Annotated in this window: 15 protein-coding genes and 1 pseudogene; 7 read left to right on the forward strand and 9 right to left on the reverse strand. The window is 60.2% G+C overall.

What is annotated here, in order from left to right:
- Position 1 precedes the first annotated feature (1 nt).
- From ACVWYI_RS09440 to ACVWYI_RS09450, 3 genes are read left to right on the forward strand one after another with little or no spacing between them, the layout of a single operon-like run.
- Positions 2–223 (forward strand): hypothetical protein, encoded by a 222-nt coding sequence (locus tag ACVWYI_RS09440; RefSeq protein ID WP_456661789.1) that lies wholly within the window; start codon positions 2–4, stop codon positions 221–223.
- A complete protein-coding gene (locus tag ACVWYI_RS09445; protein WP_456661790.1) occupies positions 147–1,109 on the forward strand; it encodes an acyltransferase family protein in 963 nt (320 codons plus the stop codon). The genes ACVWYI_RS09440 and ACVWYI_RS09445 overlap by 77 nt, the downstream gene beginning before the upstream one ends.
- Positions 1,106–2,200 (forward strand): acyltransferase family protein, encoded by a 1,095-nt coding sequence (locus ACVWYI_RS09450; RefSeq protein WP_456661791.1) that lies wholly within the window; start codon positions 1,106–1,108, stop codon positions 2,198–2,200. Before ACVWYI_RS09445 ends, ACVWYI_RS09450 begins: the two co-directional genes overlap by 4 nt.
- Before the next feature lie 22 nt (positions 2,201–2,222).
- Here the strand turns inward: ACVWYI_RS09450 and ACVWYI_RS09455 are convergent, their stop codons facing one another.
- Positions 2,223–3,368: a glycosyltransferase family 4 protein gene (locus tag ACVWYI_RS09455; RefSeq protein ID WP_456661792.1), complete on the reverse strand. Its 1,146-nt coding sequence runs from the start codon at positions 3,366–3,368 to the stop codon at positions 2,223–2,225.
- Positions 3,369–3,607: 239 nt separating this feature from the next.
- Here ACVWYI_RS09455 and ACVWYI_RS09460 point away from each other — a divergent pair, with 239 nt between their 5' ends.
- Complete coding sequence (locus tag ACVWYI_RS09460; protein WP_456661793.1) at positions 3,608–5,065, forward strand: lipopolysaccharide biosynthesis protein; 1,458 nt, start codon at positions 3,608–3,610, stop codon at positions 5,063–5,065.
- Positions 5,066–5,083: 18 nt separating this feature from the next.
- Entirely contained in the window at positions 5,084–6,445 is a 1,362-nt protein-coding gene (locus ACVWYI_RS09465; protein WP_456661794.1) for a polysaccharide pyruvyl transferase family protein, read from the forward strand.
- 18 nt (positions 6,446–6,463) lie between these two features.
- On the opposite strand, the gene ACVWYI_RS09470 is transcribed toward ACVWYI_RS09465, so the two are convergent.
- The 8 genes from ACVWYI_RS09470 to ACVWYI_RS09505 form a co-directional block, all read right to left on the reverse strand.
- Positions 6,464–7,588: an acyltransferase family protein gene (locus ACVWYI_RS09470; protein ID WP_456661795.1), complete on the reverse strand. Its 1,125-nt coding sequence runs from the start codon at positions 7,586–7,588 to the stop codon at positions 6,464–6,466.
- A gap of 270 nt (positions 7,589–7,858) precedes the next feature.
- Positions 7,859–11,770, reverse strand: a complete 3,912-nt coding sequence (locus ACVWYI_RS09475; RefSeq protein ID WP_456661796.1) for an RHS repeat protein — start codon at positions 11,768–11,770, stop codon at positions 7,859–7,861.
- Between the two features lie 360 nt (positions 11,771–12,130).
- On the reverse strand, positions 12,131–13,522 hold the full coding sequence (locus ACVWYI_RS09480) for a hypothetical protein (protein ID WP_456661797.1): 1,392 nt from the start codon (positions 13,520–13,522) through the stop codon (positions 12,131–12,133).
- Positions 13,519–14,598, reverse strand: coding sequence for a glycosyltransferase family 4 protein (locus ACVWYI_RS09485; RefSeq protein ID WP_456661798.1), 1,080 nt, complete (start codon positions 14,596–14,598; stop codon positions 13,519–13,521). The genes ACVWYI_RS09480 and ACVWYI_RS09485 overlap by 4 nt, the downstream gene beginning before the upstream one ends.
- A gap of 34 nt (positions 14,599–14,632) precedes the next feature.
- Positions 14,633–14,794 carry a hypothetical protein gene (locus tag ACVWYI_RS09490; protein WP_456661799.1) on the reverse strand — a complete coding sequence of 54 codons (162 nt, stop codon included), beginning with the start codon at positions 14,792–14,794 and terminating at the stop codon, positions 14,633–14,635.
- Between the two features lie 28 nt (positions 14,795–14,822).
- Positions 14,823–16,157 carry a cellulase family glycosylhydrolase gene (locus ACVWYI_RS09495; RefSeq protein WP_456661800.1) on the reverse strand — a complete coding sequence of 445 codons (1,335 nt, stop codon included), beginning with the start codon at positions 16,155–16,157 and terminating at the stop codon, positions 14,823–14,825.
- 46 nt (positions 16,158–16,203) lie between these two features.
- The gene (locus ACVWYI_RS09500; RefSeq protein WP_456661801.1) at positions 16,204–17,385 is read right to left on the reverse strand and encodes a glycosyltransferase; all 1,182 of its coding nucleotides are present in this window, start codon (positions 17,383–17,385) and stop codon (positions 16,204–16,206) included.
- Positions 17,386–17,446: 61 nt separating this feature from the next.
- Positions 17,447–18,661, reverse strand: coding sequence for a glycosyltransferase family 4 protein (locus ACVWYI_RS09505; RefSeq protein WP_456661802.1), 1,215 nt, complete (start codon positions 18,659–18,661; stop codon positions 17,447–17,449).
- 333 nt (positions 18,662–18,994) lie between these two features.
- Here ACVWYI_RS09505 and ACVWYI_RS09510 point away from each other — a divergent pair.
- Together ACVWYI_RS09510 and ACVWYI_RS09515 are read left to right on the forward strand one after the other, a co-directional pair.
- Positions 18,995–19,129: pseudogene (locus ACVWYI_RS09510) on the forward strand (UDP-glucuronate 5-epimerase); the annotation flags it as partial.
- A 7-nt stretch (positions 19,130–19,136) separates the two neighbouring features.
- Positions 19,137–20,549: a mannose-1-phosphate guanylyltransferase/mannose-6-phosphate isomerase gene (locus ACVWYI_RS09515; protein WP_456661803.1), complete on the forward strand. Its 1,413-nt coding sequence runs from the start codon at positions 19,137–19,139 to the stop codon at positions 20,547–20,549.
- Positions 20,550–20,898 lie beyond the last annotated feature (349 nt).

The raw sequence follows: 20,898 nt of genomic DNA on the forward strand, positions 1-20,898 counted from the left end.
AATGCATAAGCGGCTCGCATTCATCGATACGCTGCGCGGCATCGCCGTGTTGGCGGTTCTGTTCCAGCACGTGCTTGAGGTGATCGTCCAGAAGCACCCGACGGGCGCCTACTACTGGGTCTTCCACGACGCGATCGGCCTATTACATGAACTTCGGCCGGTTCGGTGTCGTGCTGTTCTTCTTCGTCAGCGGTTTCGTCATCCCGTTCAGTTTTCCGAATAGCGCGACCCCGGTGCGGGATTTTACGATCAGTCGCTTTTTCCGGCTCTATCCGGCCTACTGGACCTCGATGCTGATCGGGCTCGCCACGATGCTGGTGCTGGAGTCCAAAGTCTATCCGCTGTCGCAGATCGTCGCCAACGTGACGATGCTGCAGACCTTCGTGAACATCCCGAACCTCTGGGTCTTCTATTGGACGCTGGCGATCGAGCTGCTGTTCTATTTCGGGTGCACCCTTCTCTTTGCGATGGGATTGCTGAACCGGCCCCTGACCGCAGTTGGGATTGTCATTGCTGCCGCGCTGATTGGGACGGCCGCGGCGCTTCTGATCGAAAGCAGGACGGTTTCGTCTCTGATGGAGGTTGGACTGAACCTTTCGGCGATGTTCCTCGGTAAGGTCGTTCGCGACACGGTCATCGGCGGAAAGCTGCGTTGGTCGCACGTGGGCGTTTGTACGGCGCTCTACGCGATCTTCGCCATCACGTTGTCCGACAGGCGGTTCGGCGGCGTCTATCAGGAGAACTTCTTCTACAGCTATTCGATCGGATCGGCCTATGTCTGCGCTGCGCTCGTCTTCATCGCGTTTGCTGCATTCGGTGAGAGGATGGCTTGGCGCGCGATGGCATTCGTCGGCACGATCAGCTATTCCGTCTACTTGATGTCGCCATTCGTGATCGTCGGGATCCACCGCCTCGCCTGGGTCGGCGATGGACCGTTGGGATGGTCGGCCTTCGCCGTCATGATCGTGATGCTGTCGATCCTGGTCAGCTGGATGACGTATACCTTCGTCGAGAAGCCCAGCATTTCCTTCGGGCAGAGGTTCCGCTCGGCGCGCAGGAAGCCGGTCGTTCTCGATCCTGCTCTCAGCACGCAGGGTGCCGCGGAATGACGAGAGCTGCGCACCAGGCGAGCCCAGGACACGACGGATCGTTCGTTCCGTCCGTCCAGGGGCTGCGGGGCATTGCGGCCCTGAGCGTGCTGATGGATCATTTCTACGACATGCCGAAGGGGGGCATGTACGACATTCCGGATCCCGGCTTCCTGCCGCCGCTCTGGCTCTGGCTGCAGTCGGTGATCAATGTCGGCGGGCACGGTGTCGAACTGTTCTTCATGATCAGCGGCTTCTTGATCCCGGCGAGTCTGGTGCGGCACGGCTCGCTGCCGCGGTTCTTCTTCGACCGTATCCTGCGCATCATGCCGGTATTCGTCGTCCTGCATCTTGCGTTGTTCGCTGTCGGCCCGGTTGTCGGCTACAAGTTCTTCCGCGGAATCGATCTGACCAGCTATCTCGGAATCTTCGCCGCGAATCTGTTCTTCGTGCAGGACGCGCTTGGCTTGCCCATCGCTCAGCAGAACGCCTGGACATTGACCTACGAGTGGGCGTTCTACATCTGGTTCGCGCTGACATTCTCGATGTTGCGCATCGGAGGCAGGATGCTCGCGACGCCTTTGATCTTGCTGGGGGTCGCCTGCCTCATGCATTGGCCGATTACGGCGTTCTTCTGCATCGGGATGCTGTTCAGCGCCACGGGTTGGCGTATCTCCATTCCGGGGCCTCTCGGTCTGATAGCCGGCCTGGCTTGCGGGGTCGCCATGTATGCGAGCCTGGTGCTGTTTCATCCGTTCGTGGGACTGGTTCCCGGTGTCCTGCTGTTCGGCATGGTGCTGTCCCCTGACTCAGGCCTCGCCCGGGCTCTCAGCACGCCGGCCCTGCAATATGTGGGCAAGATAAGTTACAGCCTCTATCTCGTGCATCCTTTTGTGCTGTTTCCGCTGCAGGTGATCGGGCTGAAGCTCGTCGCGGTCGGCGTCGATCGTTGGCTGCTATGGGCGGCATTCATCCTGATCGGCTCGTTGATGTCGCTGGTTGCAAGCGCGATCAGCTACGAGCTGATCGAGGTAAGGCTCAGGCGTCTGCTGGACGGCGCGGTTCGCACAACGTTGTTTCGGCCGTTGAGCAAGATGGAGCAATCCGTCTAGAAGTTCGCGATGTCTGTCACGATCAGCTCACGGTACGGCCCGCGAGCTTGTAATATGATGGCAACAGTCCATCGGCAATGCGATCCCAGTTCAACAGACCAATTGCCGTCTCCCGCGCACCGTCGCTCAATGCTGCGGCGAGTGGCTTCGACGTCAGCACCCGTTCGAGGGCATCGGCCAGCGCGGCAGCATCGCCGGGGGGGACCAGAAGCCCGTTCACGCCGTCCGTCACGACGTCGGGAATGCCTCCAGTGGCGCTGGCGACGACGGGGCGGGAGTTGCCGTAGGCGGATGCAAGTACGCCGCTTTGCGAGGCATCCTTGTAGGGCAGGGCGACCACGGTCGCGGATTGGAACAGCCGTCCCGTCTCCTTGGGGGAGATGTAGGCGTTGATCGCCTTGACTGTCGGCATCGCTTCCATCCGCCCGCCGAGCCGCGTCATCTCGGGACCGCGACCGGCGACGATCGCTTCGTGCGCGACCCCGCGTCGTGCCAACAGGTCGATCGCATCGATGAAGACGTCCAGGCCCTTGTAAGCCCACATTCTTCCAAAAAACAGGATGCGTCCGGATTCCGGCTCAGTGACCGCGCTTTGCGTCGGCGGAACCATGAGCACGCCGTGCATACTGGAGATGACTTTCCCCTTGAAGTGAGGTGAGGCGCGGCGAAAATCGCCGATACAGCTCTCACCATGCGTCGTGATGAGCGACGCGGACGAGCGCATGCGTCCGCGCCAACCATCCTCTCGTGGAGAGGTGCCGGAGCCGCCTTCCGAGTGCGGAATGGCGTCATGAACAGTTAGCGCCAGCGGAATTCCAAGCAGCCGCAGCAGCTGGACCAGCCTGGACGTATAGATCTCCGGAACTTCGTGACAATGAATCACGTCTGGACGAAAGGATATTATATCGAGGAAGGAGGCCGGGATGCCGATCACGCCGCCGCGCCGCAGGCTTAGATCGCGGACCCGGGTATCAAAGGTTTTCGCCACGGCGATGTCGGCCAGTTCCCATTGCTGGTTTGCGTCCTTGCGGTTGAGGACGAGGCGAACGTCGCAATGGCGGGACAATCCTGATGCGAGCCGGTAGGAATATTCTGCAAAATGCGGTGCGTAGATTGCTACGCGCAAGCGCCTGGAGTTGTGCCTGGAAGGCGTGGCGGACGTATTCATCGAGGCATCCATTTTGCATCACATCGTTGAGACCGACTGGAGTGTAGTCCACGATTTGAACTCACTTCCACGCTAAATCGGCTGATCAATGGCGCTCATCTGATTGCCATGAGGTCGTCATACTGTCGCACGATTGCGGCCGTCATCGTGACTGAGACAGCTGCACGCGCGGTCATCGCTTGCCTCGCTTTCTAGCGGGCGATTGTGACTGGATCTGTTGGAATTGGGTCGATTTGTTGATGAACGGCACTCCAGGAAAACAACAGCAGGTTGTGGTCGCGTTGTTGTGGTCGCTGGCCCAGAATTGGGGCGGCCGTGCGCTGTCGTTTGTTCTGTTCCTGATATTGGCGCGGCTGCTCGATCCCACTGATTTCGGTCTCGCTGCGCTGGTTGCCTTCATCCTGCTGCTCCTGAGCTCCCTCTCTGAATTCGGCTTTGGTGACGCGTTGATCCAGCGCCGTACGCTGGAGCCCGAAGACGTGACCCTGCCATTTTTCTGCTCGTTGGCGGCATCGTCGGTCCTTGCGGTCCTGATCGCGCTGCTGGCGACGCATATCGAACATTGGCTCGACGTGAAGGGGCTGGCGCCACTATTGACCGCCGCGAGCCTCTCGCTTCCGATTGGCACCGCGACCTTGTTTCAGGAGGCGCTCTACAAGCGACAAATGGACTTTCGCGTGCTTGCGGTGAGGACCATGGTAGCGACCGCCATCTCCGGCGTGGTGGGAATCGCTTGCGCCTATGCTGGATTTGGTGCGCTCAGCCTTGTCATCCAGGTGGTCGTTCAGAGCGCGGTCAGCGGCCTGTGGCTCTGGAGCCAGCCACGATGGCTGCCGATGCGCCGCCGCAACCTGAAGAGCTTTCGCGAGCTCACCGGTTACAGTATTCACGTCGTGTCGAACAGGCTGCTTGATTTCGCCATCGTGCGTACGATCGATATGATCATCCTCTCGCTCTATGGTGTCGCGGCGCTCGGCATCTACACCGTGGGCGCGAGAGTTTACATTATCCTGATGCAGTTGCTGACCCAGGCAGTCATGGATGTTGCGCTGAGCGCGCTGTCCAAGATCGCCCATGAGCGTGATCGTATTGCCGATGCCTATCTGCGCAGCGTCAGCTTGGGAGCGCTGATCGGCTCTCCGGTCTTTGTGCTCCTTGCAGCCATCGCGCCGGAGGTGTCACTGCTGCTATTTGGTGCAAAATGGAGCGGCAGCGAAGCGGTAATGAGACCGTTGATGCTGATCGGCGCGGTTCAGACCGTGCAATTCGTCAACAGCGCCTATTTCGGCGCCATGGGCAAGCCGAACTACGTCTTCCTGCTGAACATTCTTAAATTCTGCACGGTTGTGCCTGCAATGTTTCTGATTCCGTCGCACGACATAGGGCGGCTGGCGATGATCTTTGCCATCGCTCAGCTCGTGGTGACTCCTGTGACATTCGCGCTGGCGCTCCGGTTGCTGGGGCTGAGCTGGGACCAGTTTCTGCGGCCCGTCGCAGGCTGCCTTTGCGCCATTGTTCTGGCCTACGGCGCAGTTGCGCTGTGCCGCGAAGCGACGTCAGACATGAACCCCTACCTGCGGATGGGGCTGCTGTCGTCGTGCTTTGGGGCGACCTATGTGATGAGCATCCTGCTGTTCTGGCGGAAGCAGCTGTTCTCCCTGATCGCTTTCGTCGTGAAGCGTGGTGCCACCGTTTAGGAAGATAAGGAGGACGTCGTGAAGCAATTGATCCCGGTGCCAATTCGCAGGCGTCTTCGAGGATGGATGATCAGCGCAAAGAATACGCCGCTTGCGCTCGATCTGCTGGAGTTACGCAAGTGGAGGATCGCTCGGCAGAGCGTCGGCGTCAACGTCGCGCCACGCAACAATCCGCGCCGGCTCGTCGTGCTCCCGTCGGATCCTTGGTGCATTCATCAATCGCTGGGCGATGAAGCCATGATTGAGGCGGCTGTCGGCGAGATAAAGGTGACCTATCCGGACCTCGAAATTTACATCGTCACCGCTACCAAAGCGGCCAGCGCCGAAGTGCGCGCAATGGGTTTCAAGCCGCTCGAATTTTGGACAGAGCGATTTTCCTACAGGACGGTGGCAGAGGAGTTTTCTAGAATTCGGCCGGATTTCGGGGTGGTTCTGGGCGCCGATGTGCTCGATGGTTACTATTCTCGCGTGGACGCTGCTCGTATGCTGCTAATTGCTGACCTGATGGTCGCGTTCGGAGCGAAAGTTAGCGTGCTCGGCTTTAGCTTCAACTCTCACCCGGCCAAGGGGCTGCGTGAGGTATTTCGGCTGCTCGACCCGGGCGTGGTCCTGAATCTGCGCGATGCGATCTCTCTTCAGCGCTTTAGCGATTTCGTTCAGGTGCGTGCGCACCTCGTCGCCGATTCGGCTTTCATGCTGGTGCCGCGGGAAGACACTGCGGCGGTGAAGCAGATTGCCGCCAGAATAGAGGAGCAGCGCAGCCAGGGCCGCAACGTCTTTGTATTCAATATCCACCCGATGTTGTTCAGGAAGGTTGAGCCGGCGAAGTTGGAGCAAATGGTCGAACTTGCGGCGGGCGCAATGGGGCGCGTGTCGCGTGAGAACAATGCAAGCTGGCTGTTGCTCGCGCACGACTATCGTCCCGAAATCGCCGACGACAATTGCCTACGGCCGCTGGCTGATCGTTTGCGCGATAGGCTGGGCGAACATGTTCATCATGTCGACCAGGTTCTATCCGCAAGCGAGATCAAGGCCGTCGTCGGTCTGGTGGACGGGGTTGTCACCGGCCGCATGCATCTCGCGATCGCGGCTCTCGGGCAGGGAACGCCCGTTGCGGCGATCACCTATCAGGACAAGTTCCAGGGCCTGTTCGCTCATTTCGGCGTCAGTGAATCGCTCTTGCTCTCACCGGAGCAGCTTCTCACCGGAGACAATCTCGAGAAGTTTCTACGGAGGTTCCTTGATGCCTATAAAACCACGGGCGCGCAGGTCCGCCGCATGCTGCCGGCAGTCATGGAGTTGTCTCGCGCCAATGTCGCACCGCTGCTGGGCGCAGGCTCGACGCGGATTGCCCCGAAATCCGACGGTAAGGTTGCCTGAGCGCCGACGCCATCGGCGTCAATTGACTGCCTGCTCGGGCTTGTCGAAACGCATAGGCGTCTCGGTTGCGGGTTGCGCCTTGGGACGCGACCCGACTCCGCCATCGGCCCAGCGATTGATGACGCGCCGAGCCGGGTTCTCGAAATAGGCGTAAGTGCGGTCCGCGATGACCGTCAGGACCACACAGCACGCCAAGGCGAAAAGGCCAAACTGATCCGGACGTAGTCCGAGCGAAGCCCATAACGGCTTGAACAGGGCAATGAGAACGGCATCGTGCAGCATGTAGATCGCGTATGATGTGTTGCCGAGCCGTCCGAGGAGGCGGGCGCCTGGAAATTTGGAGAAGGCGCTCTCGCCGACGGCGGTGAGCAGGATGGCGCAGGAAAACAGAATAATGGCCAGATCGGGCTTGGCGAAGACGTTCAAGACAAGCACGGAGACCCCGAACAGTGCAATGCCGGCGAAGACGACCCGCTTTTGCCGATAGGGATGCGACAACCTGAACAGGATAGCGAGCAGGATTCCATTCAGGAAACTCGGCAGCGCACGAAGCACCCCGTAATCGTAATTGGCTCCATACATCTGCGATCGTTCTTGCCAGATCGGCAAATGGCCGTGGGCCAGGATCAGATAGAGCGCTGCGACGATTGCGGCCAACACCAGCGGATGGACCTTGCGTGCAAGCAGCATAAGCAGGGGAAAGACCAGATAGCAGAAGAATTCCGCGCTGATCGACCAGGATGGCGAGTTGAAGCTGAGGTGATCGGTAACCCCCCAGGCTTGAAGCAGAACGAGGTTGTACAGGAAGTCCAGCGGCGTCGACCTCGCCGATCGGTCCAGACCGAACCCGATCAGCAACACGAACACCAGTAAAGTCAGAAAATGCAGCGGATAGATCCGCCCAATGCGGCGGATCATGAACCGGGAATATGCCTTGAGACCACGCGCGTCAGACGGATAAGAATAGGAGATCACAAACCCGGACAGAATGAAGAACATGTCCACGAAAAGGCCATAAGAACCGTTCCAGGCCGGTGCAATACCGCTGTCGAGGGTTTTTAGATGGAAAACGAAAACGCCAAGGGCCGCGACGAAGCGATAGAAGTCGAGAACTACAAAACGTCTTGCTTCATTGGCTTCCATCGAGCTTCGAATTCCTTGCGTGGCGTTACTCCTCTCTAGAGATCAATTGTGACGCAAGTTCGCTGCGTCGGTTGGCCGCCGGGGCGCAACCGCAATTAGCTCGCTTCAATTCTTCGCGCTGGACCGTCTATCGCCGCCGGCAGAGCTGCCATCGCGCGACCGGTGCCTGTCGACCAAGCATTCGCCTAATTATTGAACGGAGCCGGGACCTGCCGTAGCTGGTCCCGGCTCCGGGATATTGATGCGCTCCAGTGGACAGTTCCGCTGTGTTCAGACGAACAGGAAGTCGTGGCTGGTCAGGCTGGCGACATTGACGTTCTTCAGGAGGATGGAGTCGCTGGCCGAAAGCGTGACCAGGGCGTTTACGTCGGACTGCGTGATCTGTAGGTGACTGTAATCCGCGGCGAGAAGTTTCGAGATCTGGATCACGTCGTGAGTTGCGGCGTCACCAGACTGGAAGTTGAGGATCTGGTCCTGGCCATGATCGTAAGCGACGGTTGTCGAGCTCGGTGCGGTCGAGAACACGTCGTTGCCGATTCCGCCCTGGATCGTCTGTCCCGCGGCGACGGCGGTGACGTTGTGCGTGCCGTCCGTCTTGGTATCGTCGAAGAATTGGAGCGCGTTGGCACTATTATAGTGCTCGTGCTGTGTCGTTCCGGTCTGGCCGTTGAAATTGAACAGGAAGACATCCTTCGAGCCGTCCGCGTTGTTGGCGGTCTCCTGGGTCTTGGAACCAGAGCCGTCGTAAATGTCCGTCAGCTTGCTACCGTCGTTGTTGATGACCTGAGTGTAATCCAGAGTGCCGTCGGCGTGGGTCCGGGTCACCTCCACGATATGCCCCGAGGCATCGAGATGCTGATGTTGAGTGGTGTAGGACTGACCGGCGATGTTGTAGCCCCAGTTGTCCGAGGTGCCATCGGCGTTGGTAATGTAGGCGGCGCTCTTCACGCCGTTGGTGTACGAGGTCGTGGAGCTGTAGCCGTCCGCCTTGGTCGTCACCTCGCTGGTGTGGACGCCCTTGGCGTCGTACCAGTCCGAAGTCTTGGTGCCGTCTGAGCTCTGTACCAAGGTGAACGCCAGGCTGTTGTCGGCGTGGGTGCGTACGATGTCGGTGAGGAAGCCGGTCGAATCGTAGCTGTCGTGCTCGCTCGTGTAGGTCTGCCCCGCGACGTGGAACTGGAAGACGTCCTTCGAACCGTTGGCGTGGTAATCGGTTTCCGTCATCTTGACGCCGGAGGCGTTGTAGTTGCTCTCCACGCTGCTGCCGTCGCTATTGACGACCTGGGTATAGTCGAGCGATCCGTCGGCATGCGTGCGGACAAGTTCAGTCGTCCTGCCGGCGGCGTCGAGGTGTTGGTGCTGCGTGGTGTAGCTCTGCCCGGTTATGTTGTAGCTGTAATTGTCGTGGCTCTGGTCGGCATTGGTGATGTAGGCGGCGGTCTTTACACCGTCGGTGTAAATCGTCGTTGCGCTGTAACCGCTTGTCTTCTGCAGGACCTCGCTGGTGAGGACGCCGCCGGCGTCATACCAGTCCGATACCTTGGTGCCGTCGGTGGTCTGCGCCAGCTTGAAGGCCAGGCTGCCGTCGGCATGCGTGCGCACCAACGTGGTGAGAAAGCCGGTCGCGTCGTAGATATCGTGCTCGGTCGTGTAGCTCTGGCCTGCCACGTTGAGGAGCCAGAGGTCTTTGCTGCCATCGGCGTTGTAGTCGGTTTCCTTCGTCTTCGTGCCTGCGGCGTCGTAGTTGGTCACGACGCTGCTGCCGTTGCTGTTGATGACCTGCGTATAGTCGAGCGTGCCGTCGGCGTGCTTGCGGGTCACGGCCGTGACTTTGCCGGATGGATCGACGTGCTGGATCAGCGTGCTGTAGCTCTGGCCGGTGACGCCAAAGGCGGAATTGTCCTGGCTGCCATCGGCATTCTTGACATAGGCATTGGTCTTGACGCCGTTGCTGTAGAGCGTCGTCGAGTTGAAGCCGCTGGCCTTCTGTACGACCTCACTGGTGAGGCTGCCGGCGGCATTGTACCAATCGGTCGTCTTGGTGCCGTCGGTCGTCTGGACCAGCTTGAAGGCAAGGCTGCCGTCGGTGTGGAGGCGCGTCAGGGTGGTGAGAAAGCCGCTTGGGTCGTAGACGTCGTGCTCTGTCGCATAGTTCTGGCCCTTGACGTTGTAGGTCCAGACGTCCTTGCTGTGATCGGCATGATAGTCGGTCTCGACCAGCTTGACCCCCGTAGCGCTGTAGGTGGTGATCACGCTGCTGCCGTCGCTGTTGTAGACCTGCGTTGAATCGAGCGAGCCATCCGCATGGCTGCGGACCACGGAAGTGACTTTGCCCGCCGTATCGACATGCTGAACCTGGCTCGTGAAGCTCTGTCCCTTGATGGCGTAGGTGTAGTTGTCCTGGGTGTGATCGGCATTCTTGACATAGACGGCGGTCTTCACGCCGTTGGTATAGATGGTGGTCGAATAATAGCCGCTCGACTTCTGCACGACCTCGTTGAGAAGAGCGCCCGCTGTGTTGTAAGTATCGGTCGTCTTGGTTCCGTCGGTGGCGGTATGGACGGAGGTGGTCTTTACACCGGCGGTGTAGCCGATCGCGTCGTTGGAGCCGTCCACGTAGACGATCGTGGTCGAGATCGGTAGGCCGCTGCTGTTCAGGCCCGAATTAGCAGTCGAGACGAGCTTCCCGCCGGCATCATAGGTCTTGGTGTTGGTCCAGTTCGAGGCCGAATTCGTCACCGAGAACGAATATCCGCCCTGGATCTTGCCCAACGCACTTCCGTAATGGGAGATCATGTAGTCCATCGTCGCTTTCGATGCGACCGGCAGGACGTGCGTGTCGGTGAGCGTGATCGTCTCCAGTGACGTCGATGAGTTCAGATCAGAGAGCTGCGGCACGATCTCGGCGCCGGTACCGGTGATATTGGCCTCAGTGCTCGGCGGAGTCGTCGTGGTCTCCGGTGCGTCGATCTCGATGATGAGCGGGTGATCGCCGACCGGAATGGTGATCGAACTGACGTCGGTATAGGTCGTTATTGGCGATGTTCCGGTCAAAGTGTCATAAACCTTGACGGAATGATGCACGCCGCCGAGATTTACGGTGACGGTCTCGGTCGGATTGGATATCTCGGAATCAGTCGCGTCGTTCCAGAGTTTCGGCTCGGCCCAAACCACGAGTTCGTATGCGCCATTGCTCTTGCCGAGCACCATGCTGTTGCCCGAGGCCGGCATGTTGCTCAGCGAGTAGTTCAACGGATCCGTCGGCTGGTGGCCGCCCTTGCCGTCATCGGCGAGGATGCTCGTCAGGTTGTGGACGGCGGTCGCGGCGAGCTTCGGTGTTCCGTCGGAGTTGAACAGGCCGAAATTGGCCTCCGGATTGGTATTGGCGGCCGAAGAGTCCCGGTCGAACATCTCGTAGAGATAGGTCGCGCTCACGCCGGCCTTGTAGGCGTCGACCAGCGTGTTCAGGATCGATTTGGCCTGCACCGTCTCGTCAACGCCGAGATATTGGGTGTTGGCCTGCGTGGTGTAGCCCGTTTCCGTAATGACGACGGGTTTTCCCGGTGCTGCGGCCGCGACGGCGCTCAGTGTTGCAGCAAGCGAGCTATTCGGGGTCGTGCCGGTGCTGACATAGGCGTGCGCGTTGACGAAGTCGACCGAGCCCGACATGTTGCCGAGCTGGCTGTAGCCTTGGGGGTCGTTGTAGGCGAGCGAGAGGTTGATGACGGGGATGCTGGCGAGCGCGGCGTCTCCCTTCACCGCCTGATAGAGCGCGCTCTGGTAGTGGGCGGCGGCACTGAGGCTCGAGCTGCCGTGGTAACTGAAGGGCTGGTGATTGGCTTCGTTTAACCCCTCGATGGCGCTGATGCTGCCGGGGTGGCTCGTCGTGAATTTCTCGAGCGAGACGATGTAGCTTTGAAGTCCGGCCGCCCCGAGCTGGGGCAAGGCGGACGATACCAGGAAGTCGAATTTGTAGCCGGCCGCCGCCAGACCGTCGACGACGGGCTGCGCAGCTGGGCTCGTCCCCATCGCGTCACGCAGACGGGTGACGCCCAGATATTTCAGGTCGTCGACCATCAGCGCGAGATTGTTGTAGTCGGTCCAGCCGAAGCCGGCATGCGTGTTGACACCGATGGAGTTGACGAAGCCGCTGGCGGACAGGACGGTTTGATCTGACGACATTTCACACTCGAATTTCTGCGCGAACGTAATTGCTCGCAGGGATTGCGTTCAACCTTCTCTGTCGAATGTGAATTTCAGATAAAAATCGGAGCTACAAATCGAAAGCGAACGGCGGTTCCTCAAGGGAACAGGCTAGCTCTGATTCAGCAGAATAATGATGTGATGCCGGCGCAGCATGACGTGAGGAAGGCGCTTTCAAGATTTCCACGGGTCGCACTGCCGAATCTCTGCGCAGCTTGCGCGCGGCGTTCGAATGCCTGATGGCTTTGCAATGCTTCCCGTCCGTGGCGCGCAGCAAACAGATACAATCGTATTGGTTGCAATTGCCTAACTGCTTTGCAGCGGCTCCGTTGCGACATATCAGTCGTGGCGAGCCAACTTCAGAAAGTTTCCGCTCCAGCCGATGACGGCCGTTGCAACCGCGGCGACAATGATCTTGCCGGCGAGCCATGTCGCGGGTTCCGTCGGCATGGACCCGAGCAATCCGATCATGATGGCGGCCGCAACGGCTTGAATGACCAGCGACCCGCGCGGAAATGCCTGGAACCTGAGGGTAGGGCCGAGCGCGGCCAAAATCGCTGCGAGCGTGGCGATCGAGGCCCAGGCGATTGCCCCTTCTGGCGACAGGCCGGCAGACACCGCGACCAGGGAGAACGCCGCAACCATCACGAGCTGGCCCGCAGCGACGACGACCAGCCGGGTTGCGAGCTTTTCGAGATGCGGGACGACCGCGATCGTCGCCTGGAGATGGGTATGCAGGAAATAGAACGCGGCCACTGTCGGCGCCGTCGCCAGGAACCCGTTCAGGCTTTCCTGCGGAACCAGGATCCGGGCCGCGTCTGGAATGAAGGCGACGAGCCCGCCAAGCAGCACGAGGGTTGTGCAGAGCATGAACTCGAACATGCGTCGCGTCGATTGAACCGATCTCGCGACGCTGCCGTGTTCGAAGTCCTTAACCACGTCGGGATAGCTCACGGTGTGGATCGCCGCATTGAGGACCCAGAAGGGACGTTGCAACAGGTCGAGTGCGATCGAAAATCCCGCGCCGGCCCCCGTTGCCCCCAGTCGACCGATGACGATGATGCGGAGCAGCACCGGCACCGACAAATGGATGACGGAAGCGCCGGCCGCAAGCATGCCGTAGCGGGAGAAGTCCTTCCAGTCAGCCAGCATCGTCCGCAGCGTAACGCGCGCGAGTGGCGTGCGATATGCGACAAGGCCGGCGAGGAAGCCGAGCGTGTGACCCGACACAATGCCGAGCAGCGCCGCTTCGGCTGTTTGTGAAATCGCTGCTCCCGCGAGCGCGCCGATCAGAAGCGCCGTCGCACGCAAAGCAAGAAGAAAGGATGCGGTCCCCAGCCGATCGGACAGACGGACCGACAGAAAATAGAGATCGGTCAAGCCCTGAAGAACGGCCACACTCAGGCCCAGGGCGACCAGGCCCGGCCTTGGACCGCTGATCAGCGATGCGCAGCTCCCGACCGCGATCAGCGCGCCGGCGCTCAAGAGGCCCGCTGCAAAGAGCGACGATCTTAGTCGAGCCGCCTCGCTTTCTTTGGCGGCCGCAAGAAAGCGCAGGCCGGAGAGCTGGAGCCACTCGAACATGAAAACGCACAGCAACTGGCTCGACGCCATCGCAAAGGAAAAACCGGTGTAGTCGGCAGCGGGCAACAGGTGACTGATCGCGAAGATCAGGATGACCGCTGCGGCGCTTTGATAGAAATAGCCCGCGATTGCGAACAGACGGATCATCTCGGAAGGAGGCGACTCTTCGCGACAGCGGTTCTCTGCGGCGCCTCGGCCATCGGCGCGCGCACCGATGACATCCGTTGCTCGCGCAATTGCTCATACAGAGTCTTGTACGACGACAATACGTCTGAAAAGATCCACTTGTTCGTATCCGCAATAAGTCGCCGGCTTATCTCATCGATCTTGTGTGGATTCGCAGCGATCTCGAGCATGCTCTCGGCCAAAGACTGTGGATCGGCTTCGGTCAACCAGCCCGTTACGCCGTGCTTGATGACCTCCGGCATGCCACCAAAGCGCGTTCCGAGCAGCGGCCTGCCGGCTGCCTTGGCATCTGCGACGACGAGTGGGCCGGGATCGTGCCAGATGGAGGGGGCGACCACCACGTCGACTTGCCTGTAGAATTCGTCGGGTGACACAAATCCCATGAACTCGATCCGGGCATCCGGCGCCAGCTTCCTCAGGCGCTGCTGTTCCTCATCGCTCACGCGGCCGGCGATCATCATCCGGATCCGATCAGGCGGCAGCATTGCGAGGGTTCGCATGAGGTTGTCGATACCTTTTTCCTCGGTGAGCCGCCCAATGAACCCGAACGTCACCTCGGTCGTGCAGACGGGACGGGGATAAGGCGAGCGCGGCGGCTCAGTGGAGGCATTGCGGATGACAGTGCGGATCGGCGTCTCGGCAAACATGCCCATGTCGGTGTGAATGGAAAGGACGCGCTCGCTGACGCCGACCACGGCGCTGAGCCAACGCGTTGCGCGCTTGCGGTGATACGTCAGGATTCCGCAACTCGTGCACGTGCGCTCGCAGGATCGCCCATTGTTAAAGCGCGAGCAGCGCGGACAGGTCAAATAGTAGTCGTGGAGCGTATGAAGCACTGGGACGCCAAGCCGCGCGGCGACCCGCCAGATCGCGGTGGTCAGGCCTGAAAGATTGTTGGTGTGCAGCACATCCGGCTTGAAGGCCTGAATTCGCTCCGCGATCGTCGGTGCATGGATCTGCCAATCGTCAATCGCATGCCAAATGCTTCGCGTCATGACGTTTTTCTGCTCCGTAAAGGGCAGATAGACGTTTCGCACAGGTGCGGAATAGACGTTGATGCCGTTGCATAGTTCACGCGTCTTGTTCGGGCGCGGATGCGGCTCGGATGACTTCAACCTCATCGCCGCGTTGGGCGAGCCCCTCGGCGAACCGTCGTGCGAAGATCTCTGCGCCGCCGACGATCTTCGGTGCATGTGGTGTCGGATAAAGCGTGGACGTCAAAAGAATTTTCATGGAGTGAACCTCTTGTCGACAATCTCGACTACCGTGCCGGCCGTATCTCCAGTCCGGGAATGGCATCATTGTTGGCGGTGATCAGGACTGGCGTGCTCGAGACCGGCATCCAGACCCCGGAGGCTGGCCTTGCAGCCGTATCGCACGGCGTAGCAAAGGTCGCGCCTCGCAAATCCCCTTTGAGCCGAACCTCGTAATGTCGGTTCGGATCCTCTGACCAGACCGCCACCTTGCCTCCGGTTGTCGACGACGCTTCAATCGACACAACGCCGCTGGCGAGGTTTCTTCGTTCCGCGCTCAGGCTGGAGCGGATGAACGCCCAGGCCCCACGCGCCGCGCAAGCGATGGGCTTGGGTGAATTGTCAAAACGGTAGAGCCCGAAATTGTCCTCCAGTTCGGACGGATTCTGGCCGCTGTCCTTGAGTTCGTAGATCCACATCCCCTTGAGCCATCGCGCCGCGGTCGATGCCCACAGAATGAGCTGTGCCGTGTTGTCGGCTTGAGCCTGCTCGCTGACCCCGCATTTGTTCGTTGCCGTGGTCCAGCCCGTCTCAGTCACGTAGATGGGGAAATCCGGGTTGCCGCTCGCTTGACCGACGAGGCGATGAAACGTCGAAAGCCGCTCGATAATCTCGGTCGACGTGCGCTTCGCCGGCGCCATGCAAAAATTGTAAAGATGAATCGAGGCGCCGTCGGCGTATTGGAGGATACCGGTTTGCAGCATCTTCTCCGTCCACGTCCAGCCGGGGTCGTCGCCGATCGCGCCGACCACGAAAGGCGCATTCGGCGCCGCCCGCCGGACTGCCGGTTGGGTTGCCTTGGCAAGTGCCAGGTAATTGTCGGCCGAGAATGCAGGGTCTTTCTTCGCGGCCAGATTCCACTCGTTCCAGAGCTCGAAAATCGGATGCTGCCGCGCCACCGATTGCGCCGCAGCGGCCGCATAGTCGGCGAATCGCCGCCGGGCTTCGTCGGTCGTCGGCGGGGAGGAGTTGGGAACGAGATGATGTCCGAACGCGAGAATGAGGAGCGGACGGGCAACGCCGGACTGGACCTGTGCATCGAGCCTGGCGAGCCGCGGCGTGAACCCCATCCGGCGGCCGGCCAATTCGAAATCAGACCAGGGAAAATCATCACGAAACGCGTTGAAGCCCAATTGCTTGATCTGGCCAATGTTCACGGAAGGCACGTAGCCTCGCGAGCTCACCGGGCCACCTAGTCCCTGATGGGTACCGGTACCCAACAGGAACCTGTTCTCGAGCGGCTGAGCCTGTTGAGCGCATGCGGGGACGGATAGATAAACGGCCGCGATGAGGCTTGTGATCCAGATAAGCCTATTGCGACCCAAGGTACGGTGGCCTGCCATCGTCTAGATCATGCTCGCAATCGATTCTTGTGTGCCGCGACTCACCTCAAAAATGCTTCGAAAGATCCGATTGCAGTTTTGCCGTCTCCTCGAAGCGGATCTTGTTGTCGTCCAGGAGCTCGACATAGACCTGCTGCAATTGGCGATGGGTCTTCTGGACGTCGTAAAACTGTTTGAACCGGTCATAACCGCGCTGACCCAAAACCTTGAGATCCAGATCGAGCGCTCGTCGGAAGCCGTCGATGAGAGGCTGGACGGCGACCGGCTGGCAAAGCACGCCGGTGACACCGTCGACGACAATTTCAGGCAGCGCACCGCTATGAAACGCCAGGATGGGCTTGGCCGCCCGCATCGCTTCCAGGGCGACGAGGCCAAAGGCCTCCCAACGCGAGGGGATGACGACGAGATCGGCCGCCTCCAAATGCGTCTCGATCTGCTGACGATCGAGCCAGCCAAGCAGAGAGACGTTGGCCGGAACCGTGACGGCTTCGAGTTTGCTGACGACCGAGGCGCCGACAATGCGCACATCCAGGACATCTTCGAGCGAACGGGCCGCTTCAATCAGAAGGTCGTAGCCCTTTTGTCGGTCCAGGCGGCCGATGAACAGCACCTTAGCCCTCTTTGTCGTCCAGTCTGCCGCAACAGCCGCCGGCGACGGGCGGCTCCTTGATATGCCATTGTGCACCAGGGTGAGGCGGTCAGCGGGAATTCCCGCGCGGACTGCTTCATTGAACTCGTCGCCGGAAATGCAAATGATGCGGTCCGATGTGCGAGCCAGAAGTTTCTCTGCCGCTTTCGTCGCCAGATGGCTCAGGCGTCCGGTCTCTCGCGCGAACGCCCAGCCGTGCGGGCAATAGACGACGCGGGGTCCTTCCGAACGAGCTGCCAGCGCGGGACGGAGAACGAGCCCGGCAAACGACGAGTGAAGATGCACCACGTCCGGCTTGAGGGCGTCGAGCGCCTGCATGCTCGCGCGCAACATCTGGAACAGGCCAGAGATGCTGCGGCCAGATCTCTCGAACGTTGTGATCTGGCTCTCATCGACTGCAGGGAGGTCGTGACGATGATCTGACGGCACGACATAATGCACATTGTCGGCGCCGAAGCTCGCTTGCTGCCGCGGATGCAACTCGTTCAGGTAGCTCGCAATCCCGCCCCGGATCGTTTCCGCGACGTGCAGCACTTTCAACGGCTGCCTTGCCGCGGATTGCGTTGGCGAGCTGAACATTATGCATCCTTACCTGAGCATCTACTGATGCGACCACAATCCATCCGATACGTAGCGAGATTTAGGCAGCGATGTGGTCTTGTTGCGCCAAGGCGCTTGCACCATTGCAGCTCGTCAAAGTCAAATCGCGCGGATGGAACCAATCCTGCGACGATTGGTTGTCAGCCCTTGCGCAAATCAACCTTTTGCCCAAGAGCGCCGCGCTCAAAATTTGAGCGCACTCTGCCAACTTAAGCAGCGTTGCTAAGTGTGGCGCCCGCGCGAGAAATTCCAGCAGTGCCCCTGCGGATTTTTGCCACGAGTACAATGCGAGGCGATCTCGCTGTTTTCTTCGCTCGTGATCGGATATTGCGCCAACTGTTAGCCTTTCAAGCATAAGCTGCTTCAGCGCGCCCGCGTCCGTGGCGGAAAAATAAGCAGCGGCCTCGCCGCACGTTTCCATAACCGCATCAGCCGTTGACGCTATGACCGGGCAGCCGAAGACCATGGCTTCAAGCGGTGGTACACCGAAGCCCTCATAAAGAGAGGGAAAAACGAACGCCAGCGCGTGTGCATAGAGAGCGGCAATTTCGCTATCGGTCAGGCGTCCAGCGAGAAGCAGGCCTGAATCGCTTTTGCCCAGATTATCTTGAAATACCTTGCTGTTATCGCCTCCAACGATGACCAGCGGAATGTCGTTTCGTTCGAGCAGCCGTGCCGCCTCGATTGCAACGGAGAGGTTTTTGTTCTTGGTTTTGGAGCCCACAAAGAGAAAATATTTGCGAGGCTGAATCCCCAGCCGGGCGAGAATACCGGGATCGGGCGTTGTCGCCGCGAAGTGTTCTGCGCTATTTGGGAATATCGGCATACCCGCTTTCGACAGACGGAGCGTTGCCGCCAGTTCTTCGCGGGAAAAGGCCGATACGGTAGCGATTGTCGCCCGGCGTGCGAGCAGCCGATCCATCGTCCGATGAACGGCCAAGTAGCGCCAATTGAAGAAGTCGGGCCTGCGGAAGATCTGTGCATCATGGATGACGACGATGTGATCACGATGCAAGACTGGCCCGGAATTGGCCAGACTGATGAGGCGACCGCCGGCGGCGGCGCGCGCAAGTTCAATTTGGTCCCAGGCATGGCCGCTCAAGCGTCCGACCTTGCGAACCTTGATCCGGCTGAGATTGATTGCCTCGCTTGCCTCGCTTGGCGCGAGCAATTGCCACTCGGCTTGCCTGAGCGAGGCAGGCGAGTGCTCTGACGCCAGCAAGGCATCGATCGCCCTTGACCATTTCGGCGGCATAACGCTGAACGCCGGTCAGCTTTTGCGAGAGAAAGCGGCCGTTGATGAAGAGTTTCAATTCTATGCCGTTATGATTCGTTAATGCGACGCAGTCGTGATTTGCATTAATCAAGTCAGCGCATGGGTCCGGAAGAAAAGCAGCCTGAAGGCACGAAATTATGACGATACAAGTCGCTTGATCGCGGTTTGTCCGGTGCCAAGGCATATCCGCGGCATACGGGTGCAGCTGGGCTGTTGACCATGTGGTGGTCATGGCGGAGCTTGCAATGGCGCAATTCCGGAGACGCCGCCTGTTGACGCCCGAAGCCTTGCCCCCGCCCTTCCAGTCTGGCACAGCCGGGAGACGTTTTGGAAACGTTCGCGGATGTCTCGGATCTGATGCGCGACACCGGCTTTGCACCGTCAACGCCGATTGCGCACGGGGTTCGTAATTTTGTCACCTGGTATCGGGACTACTTCAAGGTTTGAAATGACGATGGACAAACGCATTATCCCCCTGATCATGTGCGGCGGTGCCGGCACGCGGCTGTGGCCGGCTTCGCGCGAGGTGCGCCCCAAGCAATTCCTGCCGCTGTTCGGCACGCGCTCGACCTTCCAGGACACGCTTTCGCGCGTCTCGGAGGCCTCGCTGTTCGATCGTCCGATCGTCATCACCAATGCCTCCTATCGCTTCATGGTGCTGGAGCAGCTCGCCGAGATCGGCATCGAGGCCGACGTGATCCTCGAGCCGATGCGGCGCGATTCCGGCCCCGCGATTGCCGCGGGCGCGGTGTTCGCGCAGAACCGCGCCGGTGAAGCCATCGTGCTCGCGCTCGCCGCCGACCATGTGGTGCAGGACAATGCCGCCTTCGTCGCGGCGTGCCGCGAAGGTCTCATCGCTGCGAGCGCCGGGCGGATCGTCACCTTCGGCGTCAAGCCGGAGCGGCCGGCGACCGAATACGGCTATATCAGCCCGGGCGAGGTGATCTCCGGCACGGTGCACGCGGTCGCGCGCTTCGTCGAGAAGCCGGACGCGGTGAAGGCGGCCGACTACGTCAATTCCGGCTATCTCTGGAACAGCGGCAACTTCATGTTCCCGGCCAGCGTGCTGCTCGACGAATACCGCAAGGTCGACGCGGCGAGCGTGGAGGCGATTTCCAATGCCGTCGCCAACGCCGGCCGCGATCTCGGCTTCGTGACGCTGGAGCCCGAGGCGTTCGGCGCGGCCAAGGCGATCTCGATCGACTATGCGGTGATGGAGAAGACCGCGCGTGCAGCGGTGGTGCCGGTGTCCTGCGGCTGGTCCGACGTCGGCTCCTGGCACGCGGTGTGGGAATTGTCCGAGAAGGACGCGCAAGGCAATGCTTCGCACGGCAGCGCCGTGTTCGAAGACTCGCGCAACTGCAACGTCACCACCGATTCCGCGCTGGTCGCGCTCGAAGGCGTCGACGATCTCGTCGTGGTCGCGACCGCGGATGCGGTGCTGGTCTCGCGCCAGAAGGATGCCAACGGCCTGAAGCGGCTCGTGACCAAGCTCAAGGCGGTGGCACCGAAGGTCACCGAGGAGCACCTTAGGGTGCATCGGCCCTGGGGCAGCTACCAGTCGGTCGACAATGGCGAGCGCCATCAGGTCAAGCGCATCGTGGTGAAGCCGGGCGGGCGTCTGTCGCTGCAGAAGCACCATCATCGCGCCGAGCACTGGATCGTGGTCCGCGGCGCCGCCCGCGTCACCGTCAACGAGACCGTCAAGACGGTGCACGAGAACGAGTCGATCTACATCCCGATGGGCGCGGTGCACCGGATGGAGAACCCCGGCAAGATCATGCTGGAGCTGATCGAGGTCCAGACCGGAAGCTATCTCGGCGAAGACGACATCATCCGGATTGAAGACGACTATCAGCGCTCCTGAAGTAGAATACCATGTTGACGACGCCAGCCATTCAGAGCCCGGTGGATCGGCAGCTTCGGTAAGTCTAGACTGCCGCCATGGGGCTGCTCATGACCGAGGACACGCACACGATCCGCAGCGGCCGCTTCGCCGAAGCCATCAAGGCGCCGAGCTGTCCTCGCTGATGGACGAGGACGGAATCGAATTCATCTGGCAGGCGGAGCGGCCTGGCCGCGCGATGCGCCGCTGTTGTTTCCCATCGTCGGACGTCTCGTCGACGACGAGCTGTGGCACCGCGGCTAGACGTACCGGATGACCCAGCACGGTTTTGTTATTCGAATCCAAACGCAAGCGCGGCACACCTACCTAA

The sequence above is a fragment of the Bradyrhizobium sp. LB13.1 genome, assembly GCF_054056815.1.